This is a genomic window from Streptacidiphilus anmyonensis (genome assembly GCF_000787855.1).
In the GTDB taxonomy this organism is placed as follows: Bacteria; Actinomycetota; Actinomycetes; order Streptomycetales; family Streptomycetaceae; genus Streptacidiphilus; species Streptacidiphilus anmyonensis.
Window position 1 is genome coordinate 227,755 of record NZ_BBPQ01000001.1, and the last position, 18,104, is coordinate 245,858.

Here is an 18,104-nt window from a genome sequence, read left to right on the forward strand (position 1 = left end):
AGGAACTGTCCACCAGAAGTTGACCGCACGTCAGTTTATGGATCAGTCAACTTCGGGACAATTCCCGTAGTGGTGGTCATCTCGGTCAGCTTGCGCCAAGTTGACCGAGTCGGCCACGACGGGGGAAGCAGCATCCCGGCGCCGGCCGACGCTGTCCGGCACCCGTGTCTCCCCCTCCCCTGAGCCGCTGCGGGTTCCGAGGAGGAAATCCATGAAGGCACTGTTCCGCCCACCAGGTGTCGCCACCGCACTCGCACTCGTCCTGCTGGTCGAGTGGTGGGTCACCCGGCACGTCCCCGGCCTGGGCTTCGCCCTGCTGGCGGCGACGGCTCTGTTCAAGAAGCAGTACGCGCAGGGCGCGCAGCTCTGCATCACCCTGTTCGCGCTCTACGTCCTGCTCAACCGCCGCTGACGGAGAACTCCACCGGCAGTTGCCTGAGCCCCCGCATGATGAGGCCGCCGCGCCAGCGCAGTTCGGCTGGGTCGGCGGCCAACGTGATGTCCGGGACGCGGCGCAGCAGGGCGGAGAGGGCGTACTGGGCCTCGAGCCGTGCCAGCGGAGCGCCGATGCAGTAGTGGATGCCGAGGCCGAAGGCGATGTGGGGGTTGTCCCGGCGGGCGAGGTCGAGGGTGTCCGGGCCCGGGAAGCGGGCGGGATCGCGGTCGGCGGCGGCGAGGACGACCAGGACCGGATCGCCCGGGGCGATGTCCTGGCCGCCGAGGGTGAGCGGCTCGGTGGCGAAGCGCCAGGTGGCGATCTCGACCGGGCCGTCGAAGCGGAGCAGTTCCTCGACGGCCGACTCCAGCGGCGCGGTCTCGCCCCGGGACAGGGCCCCCTGCAGCCCCGTCCGCTGCTCGGGGTGGGTGAGCAGCGCGAACATGCCGTTGCCGATGAGGTTGACCGTGGTCTCGAAGCCGGCGAAGAGCAGGATGAAGGCCATCGCTGCGGCCTCGTTCTCGGTCAGGTGCTCGCCGTGGTCACTGGCCCGGATCAGGCCGGAGATCAGATCCTCGCCCAGGTCCGCGCGCTTGCGGTGGATCAGCTCGGCCAGGTAGCCGCGCATCTTCTTCACGGCCCGGCCGACGCCGCCGCGCGGCGACTGGCCGTGGTGGATCATCATCCCCGCCCAGTCGCGGAAGTCGTCCTGGTCCTCGCGCGGCACCCCGAGCAGGTCGCAGATGGCGTAGATCGGCAGCGGAAACGCGAACTCGTGGATCAGGTCCGCGGTGCCGCGCTGCGCGAAGCCGTCGATCAGGCGGTCTGTGATCTCCCGCACACGCGGCTCGAACGCCGCGATCCGGCGCGGTGTGAACGCCTTCGAGACGAGGCGGCGCAGCCGGGTGTGGTCCGGCGGGTCGATGTTGAGCAGGTGCGTCATCAGGTCCGCGCTGCGTTCGCCCGGGATGCCGACGCGCCCGCTGCGGTGCGCCTGGAGGCTGTGTTTCGCCGGGTTCTTGCTCAGTCGCGTGTCCGCCAGCGCCTGGCGTGCGTCGGTGTAACGCGTCACCAGCCAGGCGTCGACCCCGCTCGGCAGCGTCGTCCAGTGCACCGGCGCGTGCTCCCGCAGCCAGGCGTACGCGGGGTAGGGATTCGCTGCGAACTCATGCGAAAAGAGCGGAGGCGGGGAGACATCGTGCACGCCCCGACGTTAGCCGTTCGGCAAGGTGGGCAGAGACACACTGTCGAACCCACCGGTAGTGAGCTTACGATCGCCCGCAGCGATCGGACCGTGCGGGGGTCCGGGACGTGACGCGCGACGAGGCGCGGGAAATGGGGTTCGGGGCATGGAGCTGAAGGGCGCTGTCGTCGTCATCACGGGCGCGGCCGGCGGCATCGGCGCGGCGTTGGCTCGGCGGTTCGCCGCGGAGGGCGCGCGCGGCCTGCTGCTCGCCGATCTCGACGGTGGAAAGGTCGAGGACCTGGCCCAGGAGCTGGACCGTGCCGGCTGCCACACCGTCGGCGTGGCCAGCGACGTCTCGCGCGAGAGCGATGTGCGCGCACTGGTCGACACCGCCGAGAAGCACCTCGGCCCGGTGGACCTGTTCTGCAGCAACGCCGGCATCGGCAGCGGCGCGGGCATCGAGGCCCGCAACGAGGTCTGGCAGGCGAACTGGGACATCAACGTGATGGCCCACGTCTACGCGGCACGCGCCGTGCTGCCCGGGATGCTGAAGCGGGGCCGCGGCTACCTCCTGAACACCGCGAGCGCGGCCGGCCTGCTGCAGATGCCCGGCGACGCGGCCTACACGGCCACCAAGCACGCGGCGGTGGCCTTCGCCGAGTGGCTGGCCGTCACCTACGGCTCCCAGGGCATCCACGTCAGCGCGCTCTGCCCGCAGGGCGTCCACAGCGGGATGACCGCCCGCGACGACGTCCGCGCGGTCCTGACCGCTTTCGGCAAGCTCATCGAGCCGGAGGCGGTGGCGGACGCGGTGGTCCACGGCCTGGCGGAGGAGCGCTTCCTGATCCTCCCCCACGAGGAGGTCGCGACCTACGAACGCAACCGCACCGCGGACCGCGACGCGTGGCTGACGGGCATGCGCAAGGCCGTCGCGGCGCTCCCGCAGCTGGGCGCCTGAGCGGCCCGGGCCTCCGACGGCCTCTTGACCGGCTTCCGGCGGCTTGCGGCGGCCGCACAGGCGGCTTCCGCCGCCGTCCCGCGTCGCTGTCATCCGGATGGACCTGGCATCCGAGGGGTGACGGCGATGGAGGACGGCGGCTGTCCTGGCGACCGGGGACGGGCCCGCCGCCGCGGTCAGCTCGGACTGACCGCCTTCACCGCCGCGGCCAGGGCACGCGCGCCCTGGTCCGGCGTGGGCAGCAGGGCCGGAACCGGCACCGTCACGCCGTTCTCGACGTAGGCGGTGATCCGCTCCCGGCAGCGTTCCGGCGAGCCGTGCACGATCAGCGCGTCCACGACCTCGTCCGGGACCGAGGCGGCGGCGGTCTTCCGATCGCCCGCCGCCCAGTTCTTCCAGAGCGGCTCCAGCGCGTCCCCGCGCCCGAGCCAGCGGTGGAACTCCGCGTAGGCGGGGACGGTCAGATAGGCCGCGATCAGCCGACGGCCGAGCGTGCGGGCGTAGTCCACGTCCTCCGTCGGGCAGACGAAGATCCGCGCCACGACCTCCTTGCCGTGGTCCGGCCCCGCCTCGGCGTCGAAGACGCCGCGCGCCGTCGGCACGTCCTCCGGCGCCAGCCAGTTGAGGATCGTCCCGTCCGCCTCCCGCGCCGCGAGCCGCAGCATCCCGGGCCGCAGCGCGGCCAGCAGCACGGGCGGCGTGTGCGCCGGGACGCGGTCCAGCCGGAACCTTCGCACGGAGAAGGTCGTGAACTCCTCCGTCACTGGTTGTCCCGTGAACGCCGCGCGCAGGAACCGCAGCACGTCGCGGCTGCGCCGGAACGGCTCCTCGAACGGAATGGCGTTCCAGTCGTGGACGATGACCGGCGAGGACGCGCCGACGCCCAGCTGGAACCGTCCCGGAGCAGCCTCGGCCAGCGCGGCGGCCTGCATCGCCAGCAGCGCCGGGCCACGCGTGTGAACGGGCACGATCGCGGTCCCGAGCCGCAGCTGCGGCGCCCAGACGGAGGCCAGGGCCAACGGCGTGAACGCGTCCGCGCCGGCCGTCTCCATCGACCACAGATCGGTGAAGCCGAGATCCGGCAGCGATTCCACGAGGGCGCGCTGCGCGGCCAGCGGAATGCCGTCGAGCGGAAACGTGAGGCCCCAACGTGCGGGGGCGGTGGGGGTGGACGTCATGGGCCGATGCCACCACGCTGCCGACGCGCGGACAAGGGGGCACGCGTGTGAGGAACACCCGATGGACGTGACCGGCTCCACGCGCCGCACAGCCGAACGAGGCACGTGGAACGACGGACGGGGCGACGGACGCTCGGGCGAGGCAGGCCGATCGGACCGTCAACCGACCGCCGCCACCGCCTCACGGCACAGGCGGTCGGCCAGGCGGGTCGTCTCCGGAAGGCGGTAGCGGGGAGCGGCGTCCAGCACCACCCGCGTCGCGTCGTCGAGGTCGATGAGGTGTCCGACCGAGACCGTCACCGGCTTCACACCGGACTGCGTCCGCAGGACGCGAGCGACCAGGTCGCCGGAGTCGTGGACGTCCGACGTCGCGCCCCGGCTCTCCCCGGGCTCGGTCCACTGCCCCAGCAGCGGCGTCTTGGCGACGCCGAGGGTCGGCACGCCGGTCAGCACGCCGAGGTGGCAGGCCAGGCCGAAACGGCGCGGGTGGGCCAGCCCCTGGCCGTCGCAGAGCAGCACGTCGGGGGTGGTGGTGAGCCGCTCCAGCGCGCGGACCAGCACCGGGAGCTCGCGGAACGCGAACAGCCCCGGCACGTAGGGGAATCCCGCCGTGCCGACCGCCGTGGCCCGCTCGACCGGTTCCAGCGTCGCCGCGTCCAGCACCACGACCGCCGCCGCGACCCTGTCGTCCGCCGCGCCGTGCGCGCCGACGTAGGCCACGTCGAGCCCGGCGATCAGGCGCGGCGGAGCCGGCAGCGGCACGGCCCGGACCAGCGGGCGCAGCTCCGCCTGCACAGCGAGCGCCTCAGCCTCCGTCGCGGGCCACGGGTGCTCCCGCTGAAGCCGCATCAGTCCCCCTGGCCTTGGCCCGACTCCGCCGCACGGATCGCGTCACGGTACGCGCGGGCGGCCGCGCGCAGCGCCGCCTCCGGGTCCACTCCCGCGTCCTGCGCCTCGGCGGCCAGACGCAGCAGTCGCGCGCCGAAGTCCGACTCCGCCGCGTCCGGGAGGGCGACCGGCACCCCGGCCTTGTGGGCCCGGGAGTGGAGCTTCGCGGCCAGGGCCAGCGCGGGCTGGCCGAGCGGGACGCCGTCGGTGGCGGACTCGCGCTGCTTCTCCGCCGCCTTGAGCTCCTCCCAGTTGGCCTCGACCTGCTCGGCCGTGTCGGCGTCCCGGTCGCCGAAGACGTGCGGGTGACGGTAGATCAGCTTGTCGACGATGGCCCCGGCCACGTCGTCGATCGAGAACGGGTCGGCATCGTGCTCCTGCGCGATGCGGGAGTGGAAGAAGACCTGGAGCAGCACGTCGCCGAGCTCCTCGCGCAGGGTCGCCCGGTCCTCCTCCTCGATCGCCTCGACCAGTTCGAACGACTCCTCGACCAGGTACTTCACCAGCGACTCGTGGGTCTGCTCGGCGTCCCACGGGCAACCGCCGGGCGAGCGCAGCCGGTCCATGACCGCGACCAGGTCGAGCAGCCGGGCGCCCGGCAGGTCGTACGAGCCGGGCAGCAGCTCGAGCTCCGGCACGACCACGCCCGGGGTCTCCGCGCCCTCGACCGCGAAGCGGGCGAGGGCGTCGGTCAGTCCCGGGTCGCCGTCCGGGCCGACCAGCCAGACCACGACGGCGTCCGACGCCGCCTCGGCGAGCGTGCGGGCGCGCGCGTAGGAGGGGACGTCGAGCACCTCCGCCGTGATCCCGCTCTGGGCGAGCGGAGCGAGCAGCGGGTGCGCCGGATCCCCGGCCAGGACCCGGTCGGCCGTGTGCAGCGCCTGCCAGGCCGGACCGGAGAGCAGGCCGGGGGCGACCCGGTGCGTGGTGCTCAGCAGCACCAGCCGCCCGGGGGCGGCGAAGGCTTCGGTCCGCGGCGAACCGCTGGGCGCGGAATCGCTCGGCGCGGAATCGCTGGGCGTGGACTCGCTGGGCGTGGACTCGCTGGGCTGTGAATCGCGTGGGGACACACAGGGAAACCTACCCCGCGTTGTCCTGCGACACCTGCTTGATCCACGGCTGGGAGCTGTTGCCCAGGGTCAGGTTGGTCGCGTCCCAACTGCCGTAGCGCGGGTTGACGGAGATCTTCAGACCCGCCGCGACCGGCTGCAGCAGCCCGGTCAGCTTGCCGGTGTCCCCGCCGACGCTGCCGAGCAGCGCCTTCACACCCGCCTGCCAGCGGAAGTAGGGCTCCAGGTCCTCCGGCGGCAGGCCGACCTGGTTGACGAACTCGGCCGTCAGCTGCGTCGGGTTGCCGGCGCTCTTCAGGAACGGCGCCTCGACGGCGGAGACGTCGGTGGCCGAGACGCTCAGGCCCTTCTGGGCCAGCGCCGACTGGACCACCTGCTCCTGGATGAGGAAGGCGAGCACGTTGGCCGGCATCCCGGCCGAGTCCTGGCCGAACGTCCTGGTGGAGCCGGTGCCGCTGCCCTGCGCCGGTGCGGCGTCGCGGAAGGAGGTGACCTGGTCCTCGACCGTGGCCACGCTGATCCGCTGCCCTCCGACGACCGCCGCCGCGCCGGTGTGAACCGTGCCCGCGTTCCCGCTGCCGGAACAGGCGGCGAGCCCCGGCGCGGTGATCATGGCGAGCAACGCGAACAGGGCGGTGCGGGTGCGGTTCACGGGGCCTCCTGCGACTGACGGTCCGTCCGATGCGTCCGATGCGTGTGCCGCAGATCACGGTCCCATGCGGGCGGCGCCCACACCAGAGGGCACGCCAAGAGCGCGGGGTTTGCCCCGCCGGACGGCCGGATCAGCGCCGCTGGCGCTCCCGTGCCTCGTCGACCACCGCTGTTTCGGGCGGGGCCGCGCCATCCATCCCGTGCGCGACCGGCGCACCGTCCACGGCAGGCGTGCCGTCCACGGCGTGCGTGCCGTTCACCGCGTGCGCACCGTCCGCGGCCTGCGCACCGTCCGCGGCGTGTGCCTCGGGCGGGGCGACCTCCCCGAACCGGGCGAGGGCGAGGGCCCCGGCCACCGCGATGGCGAAGCCGAGCAGCGCCAGCCAGAGCAGTCCCGGTCGCGTGCGGTCCCCGAGCAGGATCACGCCGAGCAGCGCGGGCAGCGCGGTCTCGCCCAGCACCATCGCGGCCGTCGCGGTCGTCACCTTGCCGCCGCGTACGCCCTCCGTCATGAAGACGAACGCGACCGCGCCGCCGGCGAGCAGGGCGTAGGTGGCCGGCTCCTTCAGCAGGGGCATCAGGTCCATGCCGTGCACGGACGGCAGCAGGCGGACCGAGAGCCCGACGACGCCGAAGCCCAGACCGCACAGCGTCCCCATCACCGCGGCACGGGCGGGCTCCTTCAGCCGCCAGGCCGCCGCGCCCGCAGCCGCGATCACCACGACGGCGGCCAGCATGATCCAGTGCAGCGCCATGCCCGGGTGCTTGTCGCCCTCCTTGCCCGCGGTCGCGCCCAGCAGCGCGAGGCCGAGGCAGACGCCGGCGACGCCGGCCCACTCGGCCCTCCCCAGCCGCAACCGCAGCACGGCGGCGCCGAGCACCGCCGTGACCGCGAGCGCTCCCGCGAGTGCGGCCTGCACGACGTAGAGCGGCAGTGTCCGCAGCGCGATGAGCTGGGCGACGAAGCCCAGCAGGTCGAGCGCGAGCCCGCAGATGAAGGGCACGTTCACCATCGCCCGGACCGTCCCCAGCAGCCCGCCGCCCGATCCGGCCGGCGAGTGCGCCTGGGCGCCGAGCGCCTGCAGCACCATGGCCGAACCGAAGCAGAGTGCGGCCACCAGGGCCATGAGGAGTCCGAGGAACATACTTCGAGCCTATCGGTCCCTTTTGGGCGACGGACACACGCGAACCCACGAACTGGGGAACGCGGCCGCTCGAGCCGAGCGAGGGCCGTGAACAGCGCCACGCGTCCCGGACCCGCCGCGACGGTTCACAGCCGCGACAGCGTGACGCGGATCTCCTCCGTGAACGGGTGTCCTCGTCCGTGCAGGTGCTCGGCCTGCGGCAGCAGCGCGGACAGCGCCTGGCGCGCTCCCGGGCGGTCGCCCAGCGCCAGCCGCATCTGCGCCTCCCGGCGGCGGATCTCCAGGCCCTGCCGCAGGTTCATGCCGGCGTAGGGGTTCTCCGCGTAGGCGAGGACCGCCCGGTACTCCCCCAGCGCCGAGGCGTACTCACCGAGCTGCTCAAGGCACTGCCCCGCCTCGTACCGGAACTGCAGGGCCTGCGGGTCCGCCGGGCCCGCCTCACGGACGCGGTCCTCGGCCAGGCGGCGCAGCTCCGGCAGGGCACGGGCGTACTCGCCGACGCCGAGGAGGGTCTGGGCGTACTGCTTGCGCAGCACCCGGGCGACCGGCGACCCCTCGCCCTGCTCTGCGGCGACCGCCGGGAGGAGGCCGCCGAGGACGTCGACGGCCTGCGTGGCCTGGCCCGCGTCGAGGAGGCGTTTCACCCGCTCGACCTCGTCGGCGACGTCGAGGGTCCGCGGTCGCGCCGCCGCCCGGGGCCGCGGGCTCGTCCCGGTCTCGGGCCAGGGCGAGCAGGGACGCAGGAAGGGACGCGTCGGGTCGAACTGCGCGCTGAGGTGTGCGCCGTCCGGCGCGCGCAGCGGCAGCAGCGCGACGAGCTCGCGGTGCACCTCGGCCGCGCCCACCGGCCTGTCCGCCTGATCCTTGGCGAGCAGGCGCAGCACCAGCGACTCCAGCGGCGGCGGCACCTCGGGGCGCAGCTCGCGCAGCGGCTGCGGCGGGTCGTAGACGTGCCGGTGCAGCACGCCGACATCGGTCGGCGCGGTGAAGGGGACGCTGCCGCCGATGAGCTCGTGCAGGACGACGCCGAGGGCGTAGAGGTCCGTGCGGGGCCCGACGACTCCGCTCAGCGCCTGCTCGGGGGCCATGTACGCGGGGCTGCCGATGACGGCTCCGGTGCGGGTCAGCCGGGTGGTGTCGGAGTCGAGCACCGAGGCGATGCCGAGGTCGAGGACGGTGACGGTGCCGTCGGGTCGCACGACGACGTTGCGCGGCTTCAGGTCGCGGTGCACCACGGGCACCGCGTGCACGGCGGCGAGGATCGCGCAGAGCTGGGCGCCGACGGCGACCGCCCACGGCCACGGGTACGGGGCGTGCTCGGCGAGGTGGTCGGCCAGGTCCGCGCCGTCGAGGTACTGCATCACGAGGTAGAGGTCCTCGCCGTCGGCGCCGAGGTCGTGCACGGTCACCAGGCCGGGGTGGTCCACCCGTGCGGTCACCTGCGCCTCGCGCAGGAAACGACGCCGGAGCTCCTCCGCGCCGTCGCCGTGGAGGCGGTCCGGGCGCAGCAGCTTGACGGCGACCGGGCGTCCGAGACGCTCGTCGTACGCCTTCCAGACCTGGCCCATGCCGCCCTGGCTGATGAGCGACCCGATGGTGTACCGGTCCGCGATGACGCGACCGTTCAACTGCCCTGCTCCTTGCGGAGGTAGTCGCTCAGCTCGTCCAACTCGGCACGCACCTGCCCGAGTCGGTCCGGCTGGACCGGCATGGGCGCGACCGGGAGCGCGACCGTCGGCAACGGCGGCTGCTGGTGCGACGGGTGAGGCTGGTACTGCTCGTCGAGCCGGTACTGCGCGTCGATCCGGTACTGCGGGTCGGGCCGGTGGGGCTGATCGGCCGGGTAGGGCTGGAGCATCGGGGCGGGCCCGGCCCCTGGAAAGACCGGAGCTCCGAGCTGACGCGCCCGCAACCGGTCGCACCGGATGAAGTAGACCGTCGTGGCGATGCCCTGGGCCAGGAGGCCCAGCGAGACGACCGAGGCCAGCGGTCCGGGATGGTTGGGGTCGGGACTCTGCGCCGTCACCGTGCACGCGAACGCGGTGAAGACCAGCGCCGCCACGGCGAGCGAGGCGTCCCGGCGGGTCCGGCTGCGAACGGCGAGCACCGTCAGCGGCACGCAGGCGACCAGCCCGACGCCGCCGATCAGGCAGCCCGCCAACAGCACCCAGCCCACGACCCGCCACGCCGACACTCGCCTCGACGGCGGCACGTGACCCATCACAGGGGGCGGGCCGTACATGTGTGCTCCTGGTGAACGTCCTGCGTCGACCTTCAGAGCGTATCGACCCGCCGGGGCAGGCGCGTTCGAATCAGATGACCCGAGACCCCGCCCGGCGGGCCGGTCCGGAGCTCGTCACCTCAGTCGCGCGGCGGCGGAGCCGGCAACGCCCCGTCCGTGAACGCGTCGTGCAGGCCGCGGACCAGGCGGTCGCCGAGGCGGCCCGCCCGCTGCAGCGCCTCCTCGAAGTCGGCCAGGGCCCGGAAGGACGCGCCGTAGCGACGCTGCTCCGGGAGCGGGAGCCGTGGCAGTTGCAGCCTGCGCACGTCCAGGCGGGCCGCCGTGGAGGCGTAACTGCTGGCCTGTCGGGCGTTGGCGCTGCCGCGCAGGAATCCGGCGAGGAACCAGGAGTCCAGCACCGACGGTTCGGGGCGCAGGAGTTGCAGGTTGCGGCCGAGTGCCGCGCCCGCGCCGGCGGGGCCGACGACCCTGGCGACGCTGCCGCCGCCGAGCACCGGCACCACTACGTCTCCCTCGCGCAGCAGGACCGGCTCCTCCTCGGGGTCTCCGCTGAGCGAACCGGCCGCGCCGGTGGGGTCGGCGCTGGCGAGGACATCCTGATCGGTCAGGACGCGCACGTCCTCGGCGACCGATCCGACGCCGCCGGCGCGCATCACCAGCGCGCCGGTGCGGGCGAGTTCGCCGACGGTCGTGGTGGTCCAGCGCGACGTCGCGAGCGCGGACGGTGGCTCCGCAGGCGGGGCCGACGGCGTCAACTCGGCCGTGCGGCGCAGCGTTTCGGTCAGGCTCCGGTGGATCTCGCCCAGTTCGGCGAGGCCGCCGGGCCCTGCCGCGCCGGAGAGGAGGTGCCGGGCAGGGGTCACATCCACGTCGTCGTCGAGCAGTTCGAGCACCGGCACGGCGCGGGCGACGCTCTCGTGGCCGGGCAGGGCCGCGCCGCGGCCGTGTTCGAACTGGCCCCAGGCGTCCAGCACCGCGCTTCGCAGTGACGGCCAGTCGACGCGGTCGCCGCTGCCGACACCTGGGATCGCGGAGGCGTCGACGAGCAGCAGCTCGGGCGCAACGGCGGCGCCGGCGGCGCTGGTGCCCTCGATGCCGGGGCGGCGCAGCACCCACAGGTGCAGCGGCACGCTCTGGGGCGGCGCCACGCCCGTCGGCAGGGCCACGACGGCGCGCAGCGCGCCGCGTCGCAGCAGCTCGGCGCGGATCCGCCGACCGGAGCGCCGCGAGGCGACGGCGGGCGGCAACAGCAGCACGGCGGCGCCGCCGTCCCGCAGCCGGGACAGGGCGTACTGGACCCAGGCCAGCTCGGACTCGACGCGGGGCGGCAGGCCGTACTCCCAGCGTGCGTCGTAGGAGAGCTCGTCGTAGCCCCAGTCCCGCTCGTTGTAGGGCGGGTGGCACAGCACGGCGTCGGCGCGCAGGTCCGGGAAGGGGTCGGCGCGCAGCCCGTCCGCGACGGCGGCGCGCACCTCTGCTTCGGACTCGAGCGCGAGCCGGAGGGCGGCGAGGGAGACCTGGCCTGGATCGGCGTCCACGGCGTGGAGCGCGGCGGGACGCGCGGGCGCGAAGGCGGCGGCGCGGAGCAGTCCTCCGGTGCCGACCGCCGGGTCCAGGACGGTCGGCGCTCCCCCGCGCTGTGAAGCCCCTCCCCGCTGTGAACGCGCGTCAGAACCGGTGTCCGCGCGTCGGGAGTCCAGGCCGGCCAGGCCTGTCATCAGCTCGGCCAGAGCGGGCGGGGTGAGTGTGAACAGTCGCGGGTTCGCGTCGAGGTACCGGCCGAGCAGGAACTCGAAGGTCTGTCGCGCGCCGAGGTCGGCCGCCAGCTCGACGACGGACCGCAGCAGCGGGAGCTGCGGGAGGAGTTCACGGCTGCCGGGCGTGTGAACCGGCCGGTCCTGACCGAGGCGGTAGTCCAGGGCGTGGTCGAGCAGGCCGGGCAGCATCTCGGCCAGTTGCGCGCCCGTCTGGTCGGCCAGCCCCGCGCCGAGGTCCGGGTGGTCCCGCACGAGCAGCAGCACGGCGCCGATCCTGACCAGGGCCGGCACCGGCCCCTCGGGCTGCGCGGACACCTGCTGCCAGACGCGTTCACGCAGCGGAAGTTCGGCGAGTTTGCCCTGGCCGCGCAGCCACTGCTCGACCTCGCCGAGGGCGAAGGCCGGGCTGGTCTCGGTGCCGCCGACCGGTTTGGGGAAGTCGGCGTGGCGGCGGCGCCAGTTGCTCACGGCGGCGCGGCCGACGCCCGCCAGCCGGGCGATCTCGGCGGCGGTGATCTGGTTCGACTGCTCGGTCATCGGTTGCTCCCCTGTCCGGTGCCGACCACCCGAGCGCGCCTGCGGTCGGGCCGTGCACAGGAGCATACCCGCGCCGCATGACACCTCGGTTCACAGTGTGAACATCTTATTTTCGATGATCTGTGTTGACTCGATTCACAGCCATCTGCTTCTGTGTACTCATCAGCCCGGCGCTCGCCGGACGGATCGACTCACAGGGGGTACCGCCATGTCCCGCTCCATCCACCGCTCGCGTCGCACCGCTCTCGCCGTCGCCCTGGGCGCGCTCCTCGTCGCCGGCACCGCGGCGTGCAACCCGACGTCCGGCAGCTCGGTCACGACCGGCGCCAAGACGACGTCCGCGGCCGGCACGAAGGCCGCCTCCGGCGGCCAGAGCTCCGCCAAGGCGGCGAAGGTGGGCGACACCATCTCGCTCAAGGGCATGGACACCTCGGCGGACGTCACCGTCGTGAAGATCGTGGACAACCCGGCCGGAGCGGACGACTACACCACTCCGGACGCGGGCAAGCGCTTCTTCGCCGTCCAGTTCCGGATCAAGGACACCGGCAGCAAGGCGTACAGCGACTCCCCGTCCAACGGGGCCAAGCTGGTCGACAGCCAGGGTCAGTCCTACGACGCGGACGTCAGCGACACCAAGGCCGGCACGAGTTTCCCGGCCACCGTGAACCTCGCCCCCGGAGCGACGGGCCTGGGGTTCATCACCTTCCAGGTCCCGACCAACGCCAAGATCACCCAGATCCAGTTCGGCCTCGACAGCGGCTTCGCCGACCAGACCGGCCAGTGGAACGTGCACTGAGGGCGCGTAGCGCCGTCAGGGGCGCGAGGCTCCGCCGACACACGGCTCCGCCGCGTGAGCGCGGCGGAGTCCTCGCGCCCCTGAGGTAAGGGCGACTAGCTGAACATCGCCGACAGGAACTCCACACACCAGCTGAGCAGTTCACGCCCGACCACGGGCTTGCCGCCGATCCGCGAGGTCGCCGGCCTCGGGACCAGGACCAGGTTGGTCGCCGACTTCACCTGACTGCGCGGGTACAGGCGGTTCAGCCGCAGCTCCTGCGACTCCCGCAGCTCCATCGGGCCGAAGCGGATGAACTGCCCCTGCAAGGTGATGTCGGAGATCCCGCACCGCCGCGCGAAGAGCCGCAGCCCGGCGACCATCAGCAGGTTCTCCACCGGCTCCGGCAGCTTGCCGTAACGGTCGGTCAGCTCGGCGCGGACCTGGGCGATGTCCTCCTCGGAGTTCACCGCGGCGATGGACCGGTACGCCTGGAGCCGCAGCCGCTCGCCCGGCGCGTAGTCGTGCGGCACGTGCGCGTCGACCGGCAGCTCGATCTTGACCTCGAGCGGCTCCTCCTCCGGAGCGGCGCCGCCGCTCTCCAGCATCTCGCGGAACTCCGCCACCGCCTCGCCGACCATCCGCATGTAGAGGTCGAAGCCGACGCCCGCGATATGGCCGGACTGCTCCCCGCCGAGCAGGTTGCCCGCGCCGCGGATCTCCAGGTCCTTCATCGCGACGTACATGCCCGCACCCATCTCGGTGTGCTGGGCGATGGTCGCAAGCCGCTCGTGCGCGGTCTCGGTCAGCGGCTTCTCCGGCGGGTACAGCATGTACGCGTAGCCGCGTTCACGCCCACGGCCGACACGTCCGCGCAGCTGGTGCAGCTGCGACAGACCGAAGGTGTCACCCCGCTCGACGATGAGGGTGTTGGCGTTGGAGATGTCGATGCCCGACTCCACGATCGTCGTCGAGACCAGGACGTCGAACTCCTTCTCCCAGAAGTCGACGACGACCTTCTCCAGATGCTGCTCGCCCATCTGCCCGTGCGCGGTGGCGACCCGCGCCTCGGGGACCAGCTCCTTCAGCCGGGCCGCCGCCTTGTCGATCGACTCGACCCGGTTGTGGATGTAGAAGACCTGGCCCTCACGCAGCAGTTCACGCCGGATCGCGGCGGCGATCTGCTTCTCCTCGTACGGGCCGACGAAGGTCAGCACCGGGTGGCGCTCCTCCGGCGGAGTGGTGATCGTCGACATCTCGCGGATGCCGGTGACCGCCATCTCCAGGGTGCGCGGGATCGGCGTGGCGGACATGGTCAGCACGTCCACGTTGGCGCGCAGCTTCTTCAGCTGCTCCTTGTGCTCGACACCGAAGCGCTGCTCCTCGTCGACGATGACCAGCCCGAGATCCTTGAACTTCGTCTCGTTCGAGAAGAGCCGGTGCGTGCCGATCACGACGTCGACGCTGCCCTCGCGCAGGCCCTCCAGCACCGCCTTCGCCTCGCTGTCGGTCTGGAACCGGGACAGCGGCTTCACCACGACGGGGAAGTTGGCGTAGCGCTCGGCGAACGTCGAGAAGTGCTGCTGCACCAGCAGCGTCGTCGGCACCAGCACGGCCACCTGCTTGCCGTCCTGGACGGCCTTGAAGGCCGCCCGCACCGCGATCTCGGTCTTGCCGTAGCCGACGTCGCCGCAGATCAGACGGTCCATCGGGACCGACTTCTCCATGTCCTCCTTGACCTCGGCGATGGTCGAGAGCTGGTCCGGCGTCTCCGCGTAGGGGAAGGCGTCCTCCAGCTCGCGCTGCCACGGCGTGTCCGCGCCGAAGGCATGGCCGGGCGAGGCCATGCGCGCCGAGTAGAGCTTGATCAGGTCGGCGGCGATCTCCTTGACCGCCTTCTTGGCCCGCGCCTTGGTCTTGGTCCAGTCCGCGCCGCCGAGCCGGTGCAGCGTCGGGGCCTCGCCGCCGACGTACTTGGTGACCTGCTCCAGCTGGTCGGTCGGCACGAAGAGCCGGTCGCCGGGCTGGCCGCGCTTGGCGGGCGCGTACTCCAGCACCAGGTACTCGCGGGTCGCGCCCTGGACGGTGCGCTGCACCATCTCGATGTAGCGGCCGACGCCGTGCGCCTCGTGGACGACGTAGTCGCTGGCCTTGAGCGCGAGCGGGTCGATGGCGTTGCGGCGGCGCGAGGGCATCCGCCGCATGTCCTTGGTGGAGGACTTCTGGCCGGACAGGTCCGTCTCGGTGATCACGCAGAGCTTGAGGCCGTCGTGGACCAGCCCGTTCTCGATCGCGCCGCAGGCCACGTGGATGACGTCCGCGTCCGGCACGGTCGTCAGGTCCGGGGTGAGCCGGGCGCCGATGCCCTCGCCGCCGAGCATCTCGGCGATGCGCGAGGCGGGGCCCTGGCCCTCCGTCACCAGCACGACGCGCCAGCCTTCGGCGAGGCGGCCCTTGGCGTCGGCGATGGCGCGGGCGGTGTCGCCGCGGTAGGCCTCGACCGGGTGCATGCCCAGGTGCAGCACGTCCGGCCCGGTCGCCTCCGCCTCGTCGGCGGCGAACGGACTGACGGACCACCAGGGCAGGCTGATCTCGGCGGCGTGCTCGCGGACGTCGGCCAGCGACCAGAGCGAGGCCGCGCCCACGTCCAGCGGCGCCTTGCCGCCGGAGGCGGCCGCGACCCAGGACGCCTGAAGGAACTCGGCGCTGGTGGCGACCAGGTCGGCGGCGCGGGTGCGCACGCGCTCCGGGTCGCAGACGACGGCGACGCTGCCCAGCGGCAGGACGTCCATCAGCAGTTCCATGTCGTCGACCAGCACCGGCGCGAGGGACTCCATGCCCTCGACGGCGATGCCCTGGGCGATCTTGTCCAGGATCTCGGCGAGCTCCGGATGCTCGGCCGAGAGCTCGGCGGCGCGGGCGCGGACCTCGTCGGTCAGCAGCAGCTCGCGGCAGGGCGGGGCCCACAGACCGTGCTGGGCGATCTCCAGCGAGCGCTGGTCGGCGACCTTGAAGTAGCGGATCTCCTCGACCTCGTCGCCCCAGAACTCCACGCGCAGCGGGTGCTCCTCGGTGGGCGGGAAGACGTCCAGGATCCCGCCGCGCACGGCGAACTCGCCGCGCTTCTCCACCAGCTCCACCCGCTGGTACGCGGCGCCGGCGAGACGCTCGACGATGTCGTCGAGGTCCACTTCCTGGCGCTGCCGAAGGCTGACAGGCTCCAGCTCGGCCAGCCCCTTGACCTGCGGCTGGAGCACGCTGCGCACAGGCGCGACGACGACCTGCAGCGGTCCGGCCGCCGGGTCGTCCGCCGACGGGTGCGCGATCCGCCGCAGCACGGCGATGCGGCGGCCGACGGTGTCCGAGCGCGGGGAGAGGCGCTCGTGCGGGAGGGTCTCCCAGGCGGGGAACTCCGCGACGCTGTCGGGCGGCAGCAGGGACGCGAGCGCGGCGGCGAGATCCTCCGCCTCACGGCCGGTGGCCGTGACGGCGAGGACGGGGCGCCCGCGCTCCCCCTTGGCCTTCTGCGCGAGGGCGCGCGCCAGCGCGGCGATCGCGAACGGCCGGGCGGCCGGCGGACCGACGAGATCCAGGTGCCGCCGATCCCCGGCGAGTGCGGCTTCCCCGGCCTCGGCGAGCGCCGGGTCGGAGGCGACGATGTCGAGCAGGCCGGTCAGGCTCATCTACTTCTCTCAGCCAGAGGCAACGCGAAAGACCCGGACTGCGAGGCAACCCGGGGGTCTCCAGCGTACGCCGACGGCAGGACGGACGCGCCTCGCTCAGTCGTCGGCGATCAACGAATCGTCGAACACCTCGATGACGGCGACCACCATGAAGGCGTTCGACACGAAGTACTCGACCAGTATCCCGGGCGCCACCTGCGCCTTTCGGTCGGCCTCGTTGGTGCCGACATAGGTGCTCGCCTTGTGGAACGGGTCCTGGGCCAGCACGGCCAGGCCCCGGTCCAGCAGCGCCTGGCGGTGCGGCGGCATGGAGTCCCGCGTGGCCTTGGCCTCGAGCGTGTATGTGACGCGGTACATGCCGCCAGTGTGCCAGGGGCGGGACTCAGCCGCGGCCGTCCGTCGAGTTGTCCACAGCCTGGGGAAGAACCGGGAGCTCCGACGTCTCCGCCTCGCTGGAGGCTTCGGCTGCCGCCTCTTCCCCGCCCTCGGCAGCCGCCTCGGCCTCGCCCCTCACCGCCGCCGTGTCCGGTTCGGCCTCGGCGTCCGGCTCCGCGGGATCGGGGGCGCCGACGACGGAGCCGGTCAGCGCGGCGAGGGTCTCGCGGATGTGGTCCAGCTGGGACTGGATGTGCTCCCGCCGCTGGGCGAACGTGGCCTGCTCGCGCTCCACCTGCTCGGCGATCCGCGCCGCCTCGCGCCTCGCCGCCTCGACCAGGCGTTCCGCCTGGGTAGACGCGTCGGCGTCGATCTCGTCGGACCTGGCCTGCATGGCCTTGAGATGCCGCTCGCTCTCGGAGACCTTGCGCTCGCCGATCGCGATGACCTGCTCCTCCCAGGCCACGACCTTCGCCTCGTGTGCGGCGAACTCCTGGTCCACCGTCCGCTGCTGGGCGGTCAGCCAGGAGTGGGCGTCGCGGGATGCCTGGTCGGCGCGGCCGTGGACCTCCTCCGCGTAGACGGAGGATGCCTCGCCGGCCAGGCGGGCGTCGCGGTCGCCCTCGCCGCGGAGCGTCTCTGCCTGGTTGCGGGCGCGGTCGAGTTCCCGGCGCTGGGACTCCTCCGCGGCCGCGCGCACCTGGTCGGCGTACTGGCCCGCGGTGGTGCGCAGGCGGCGGGCCTCGGCGCGGGCCTCCCCGTCGATCCGCGTCGAGTCCGCGAGCGCGTCCGCGCGGACCGCCTCGGCCTCCTCCTCGGCCGTGGCCAGCAGTCCGGCAGCGCGTGGGCTCAGCACCTCAAAGTTCGGGACCGTGGCCTCGGCCACGGCCCGGGTGGCCTGGAGGTCCATCAGTCGTCGCTCCAGCTCGCGCATCCCGTCGCCGAGCGCGGCCAGCCGCTGCCATGCCTCGTCGCGGGAGGCGGTGAGCCGGACCAGGGACTGCTCGACCTGGTCGACGTCGTAACCCTTGCGGGTGAGGGGAAAGTCGCTGATGCCGGGAGTCGTCGGATTGCTCATGTTCTGCTGCCGCTCCTCCGCATTGCCCACATTGCCGGACCTGACCGGCGATCGTCCTATTTTGCGCAGATTAGTGCGTCTTAGGACGGTACCGACACAGCAGACACAGCGGAGGGGGGCCGGCCCCCCCGGCCGGGCCCCCCCC

15 protein-coding genes are annotated in these 18,104 nt (G+C 73.0%); 3 read left to right on the top strand and 12 right to left on the bottom strand.

Annotation, left to right across the window (positions count from 1 at the left end; genetic code table 11):
* Positions 1 to 211 precede the first annotated feature (211 nt).
* A complete protein-coding gene (locus TR50_RS01015; RefSeq protein ID WP_042412586.1) occupies positions 212 to 412 on the top strand; it encodes a hypothetical protein in 201 nt (66 codons plus the stop codon).
* Here TR50_RS01015 and TR50_RS01020 read toward each other — a convergent pair.
* Entirely contained in the window at positions 399 to 1,640 is a 1,242-nt protein-coding gene (locus tag TR50_RS01020; RefSeq protein ID WP_042412587.1) for a cytochrome P450 family protein, read from the bottom strand. The two genes, TR50_RS01015 and TR50_RS01020, sit on opposite strands and share 14 nt — an antisense overlap.
* 145 nt (positions 1,641 to 1,785) lie before the next feature.
* On the opposite strand from TR50_RS01020, the gene TR50_RS01025 reads away from it, so the two are divergent.
* Entirely contained in the window at positions 1,786 to 2,580 is a 795-nt protein-coding gene (locus TR50_RS01025) for an SDR family oxidoreductase (protein WP_042412589.1), read from the top strand.
* A gap of 176 nt (positions 2,581 to 2,756) precedes the next feature.
* On the opposite strand, the gene TR50_RS01030 is transcribed toward TR50_RS01025, so the two are convergent.
* The 8 genes from TR50_RS01030 to TR50_RS01065 form a co-directional block, all read right to left on the bottom strand.
* Complete coding sequence (locus TR50_RS01030; protein ID WP_042412592.1) at positions 2,757 to 3,758, bottom strand: LLM class F420-dependent oxidoreductase; 1,002 nt, start codon at positions 3,756 to 3,758, stop codon at positions 2,757 to 2,759.
* Between the two features lie 159 nt (positions 3,759 to 3,917).
* Complete coding sequence (locus tag TR50_RS01035) at positions 3,918 to 4,607, bottom strand: endonuclease V (protein ID WP_042412593.1); 690 nt, start codon at positions 4,605 to 4,607, stop codon at positions 3,918 to 3,920.
* The gene (locus TR50_RS01040; protein WP_084699619.1) at positions 4,607 to 5,716 is read right to left on the bottom strand and encodes a nucleoside triphosphate pyrophosphohydrolase; all 1,110 of its coding nucleotides are present in this window, start codon (positions 5,714 to 5,716) and stop codon (positions 4,607 to 4,609) included. The genes TR50_RS01035 and TR50_RS01040 overlap by 1 nt, the downstream gene beginning before the upstream one ends.
* Before the next feature lie 10 nt (positions 5,717 to 5,726).
* Complete coding sequence (locus TR50_RS01045) at positions 5,727 to 6,368, bottom strand: SurA N-terminal domain-containing protein (protein ID WP_042412595.1); 642 nt, start codon at positions 6,366 to 6,368, stop codon at positions 5,727 to 5,729.
* Between the two features lie 130 nt (positions 6,369 to 6,498).
* Complete coding sequence (locus TR50_RS01050; RefSeq protein WP_063774970.1) at positions 6,499 to 7,512, bottom strand: DMT family protein; 1,014 nt, start codon at positions 7,510 to 7,512, stop codon at positions 6,499 to 6,501.
* A 125-nt stretch (positions 7,513 to 7,637) separates the two neighbouring features.
* Entirely contained in the window at positions 7,638 to 9,140 is a 1,503-nt protein-coding gene (locus tag TR50_RS01055; RefSeq protein WP_042412597.1) for a serine/threonine-protein kinase, read from the bottom strand.
* Complete coding sequence (locus tag TR50_RS01060) at positions 9,137 to 9,754, bottom strand: hypothetical protein (RefSeq protein ID WP_152648184.1); 618 nt, start codon at positions 9,752 to 9,754, stop codon at positions 9,137 to 9,139. The genes TR50_RS01055 and TR50_RS01060 overlap by 4 nt, the downstream gene beginning before the upstream one ends.
* Before the next feature lie 119 nt (positions 9,755 to 9,873).
* The gene (locus TR50_RS01065) at positions 9,874 to 12,048 is read right to left on the bottom strand and encodes an N-6 DNA methylase (RefSeq protein WP_174514783.1); all 2,175 of its coding nucleotides are present in this window, start codon (positions 12,046 to 12,048) and stop codon (positions 9,874 to 9,876) included.
* A gap of 208 nt (positions 12,049 to 12,256) precedes the next feature.
* On the opposite strand from TR50_RS01065, the gene TR50_RS48350 reads away from it, so the two are divergent.
* A complete protein-coding gene (locus tag TR50_RS48350; protein ID WP_042412602.1) occupies positions 12,257 to 12,844 on the top strand; it encodes a DUF4352 domain-containing protein in 588 nt (195 codons plus the stop codon).
* A gap of 95 nt (positions 12,845 to 12,939) precedes the next feature.
* Here TR50_RS48350 and mfd read toward each other — a convergent pair whose 3' ends face one another.
* From mfd to TR50_RS01085, 3 genes are all read right to left on the bottom strand, one after another.
* Positions 12,940 to 16,506 (bottom strand): transcription-repair coupling factor, encoded by a 3,567-nt coding sequence (gene mfd, locus TR50_RS01075; RefSeq protein WP_042412605.1) that lies wholly within the window; start codon positions 16,504 to 16,506, stop codon positions 12,940 to 12,942.
* A gap of 96 nt (positions 16,507 to 16,602) precedes the next feature.
* Positions 16,603 to 16,863, bottom strand: a complete 261-nt coding sequence (locus TR50_RS01080; protein WP_042412607.1) for a hypothetical protein — start codon at positions 16,861 to 16,863, stop codon at positions 16,603 to 16,605.
* A gap of 25 nt (positions 16,864 to 16,888) precedes the next feature.
* A complete protein-coding gene (locus TR50_RS01085; protein ID WP_042412610.1) occupies positions 16,889 to 17,959 on the bottom strand; it encodes a hypothetical protein in 1,071 nt (356 codons plus the stop codon).
* Between the last annotated feature and the right edge of the window lie 145 nt (positions 17,960 to 18,104).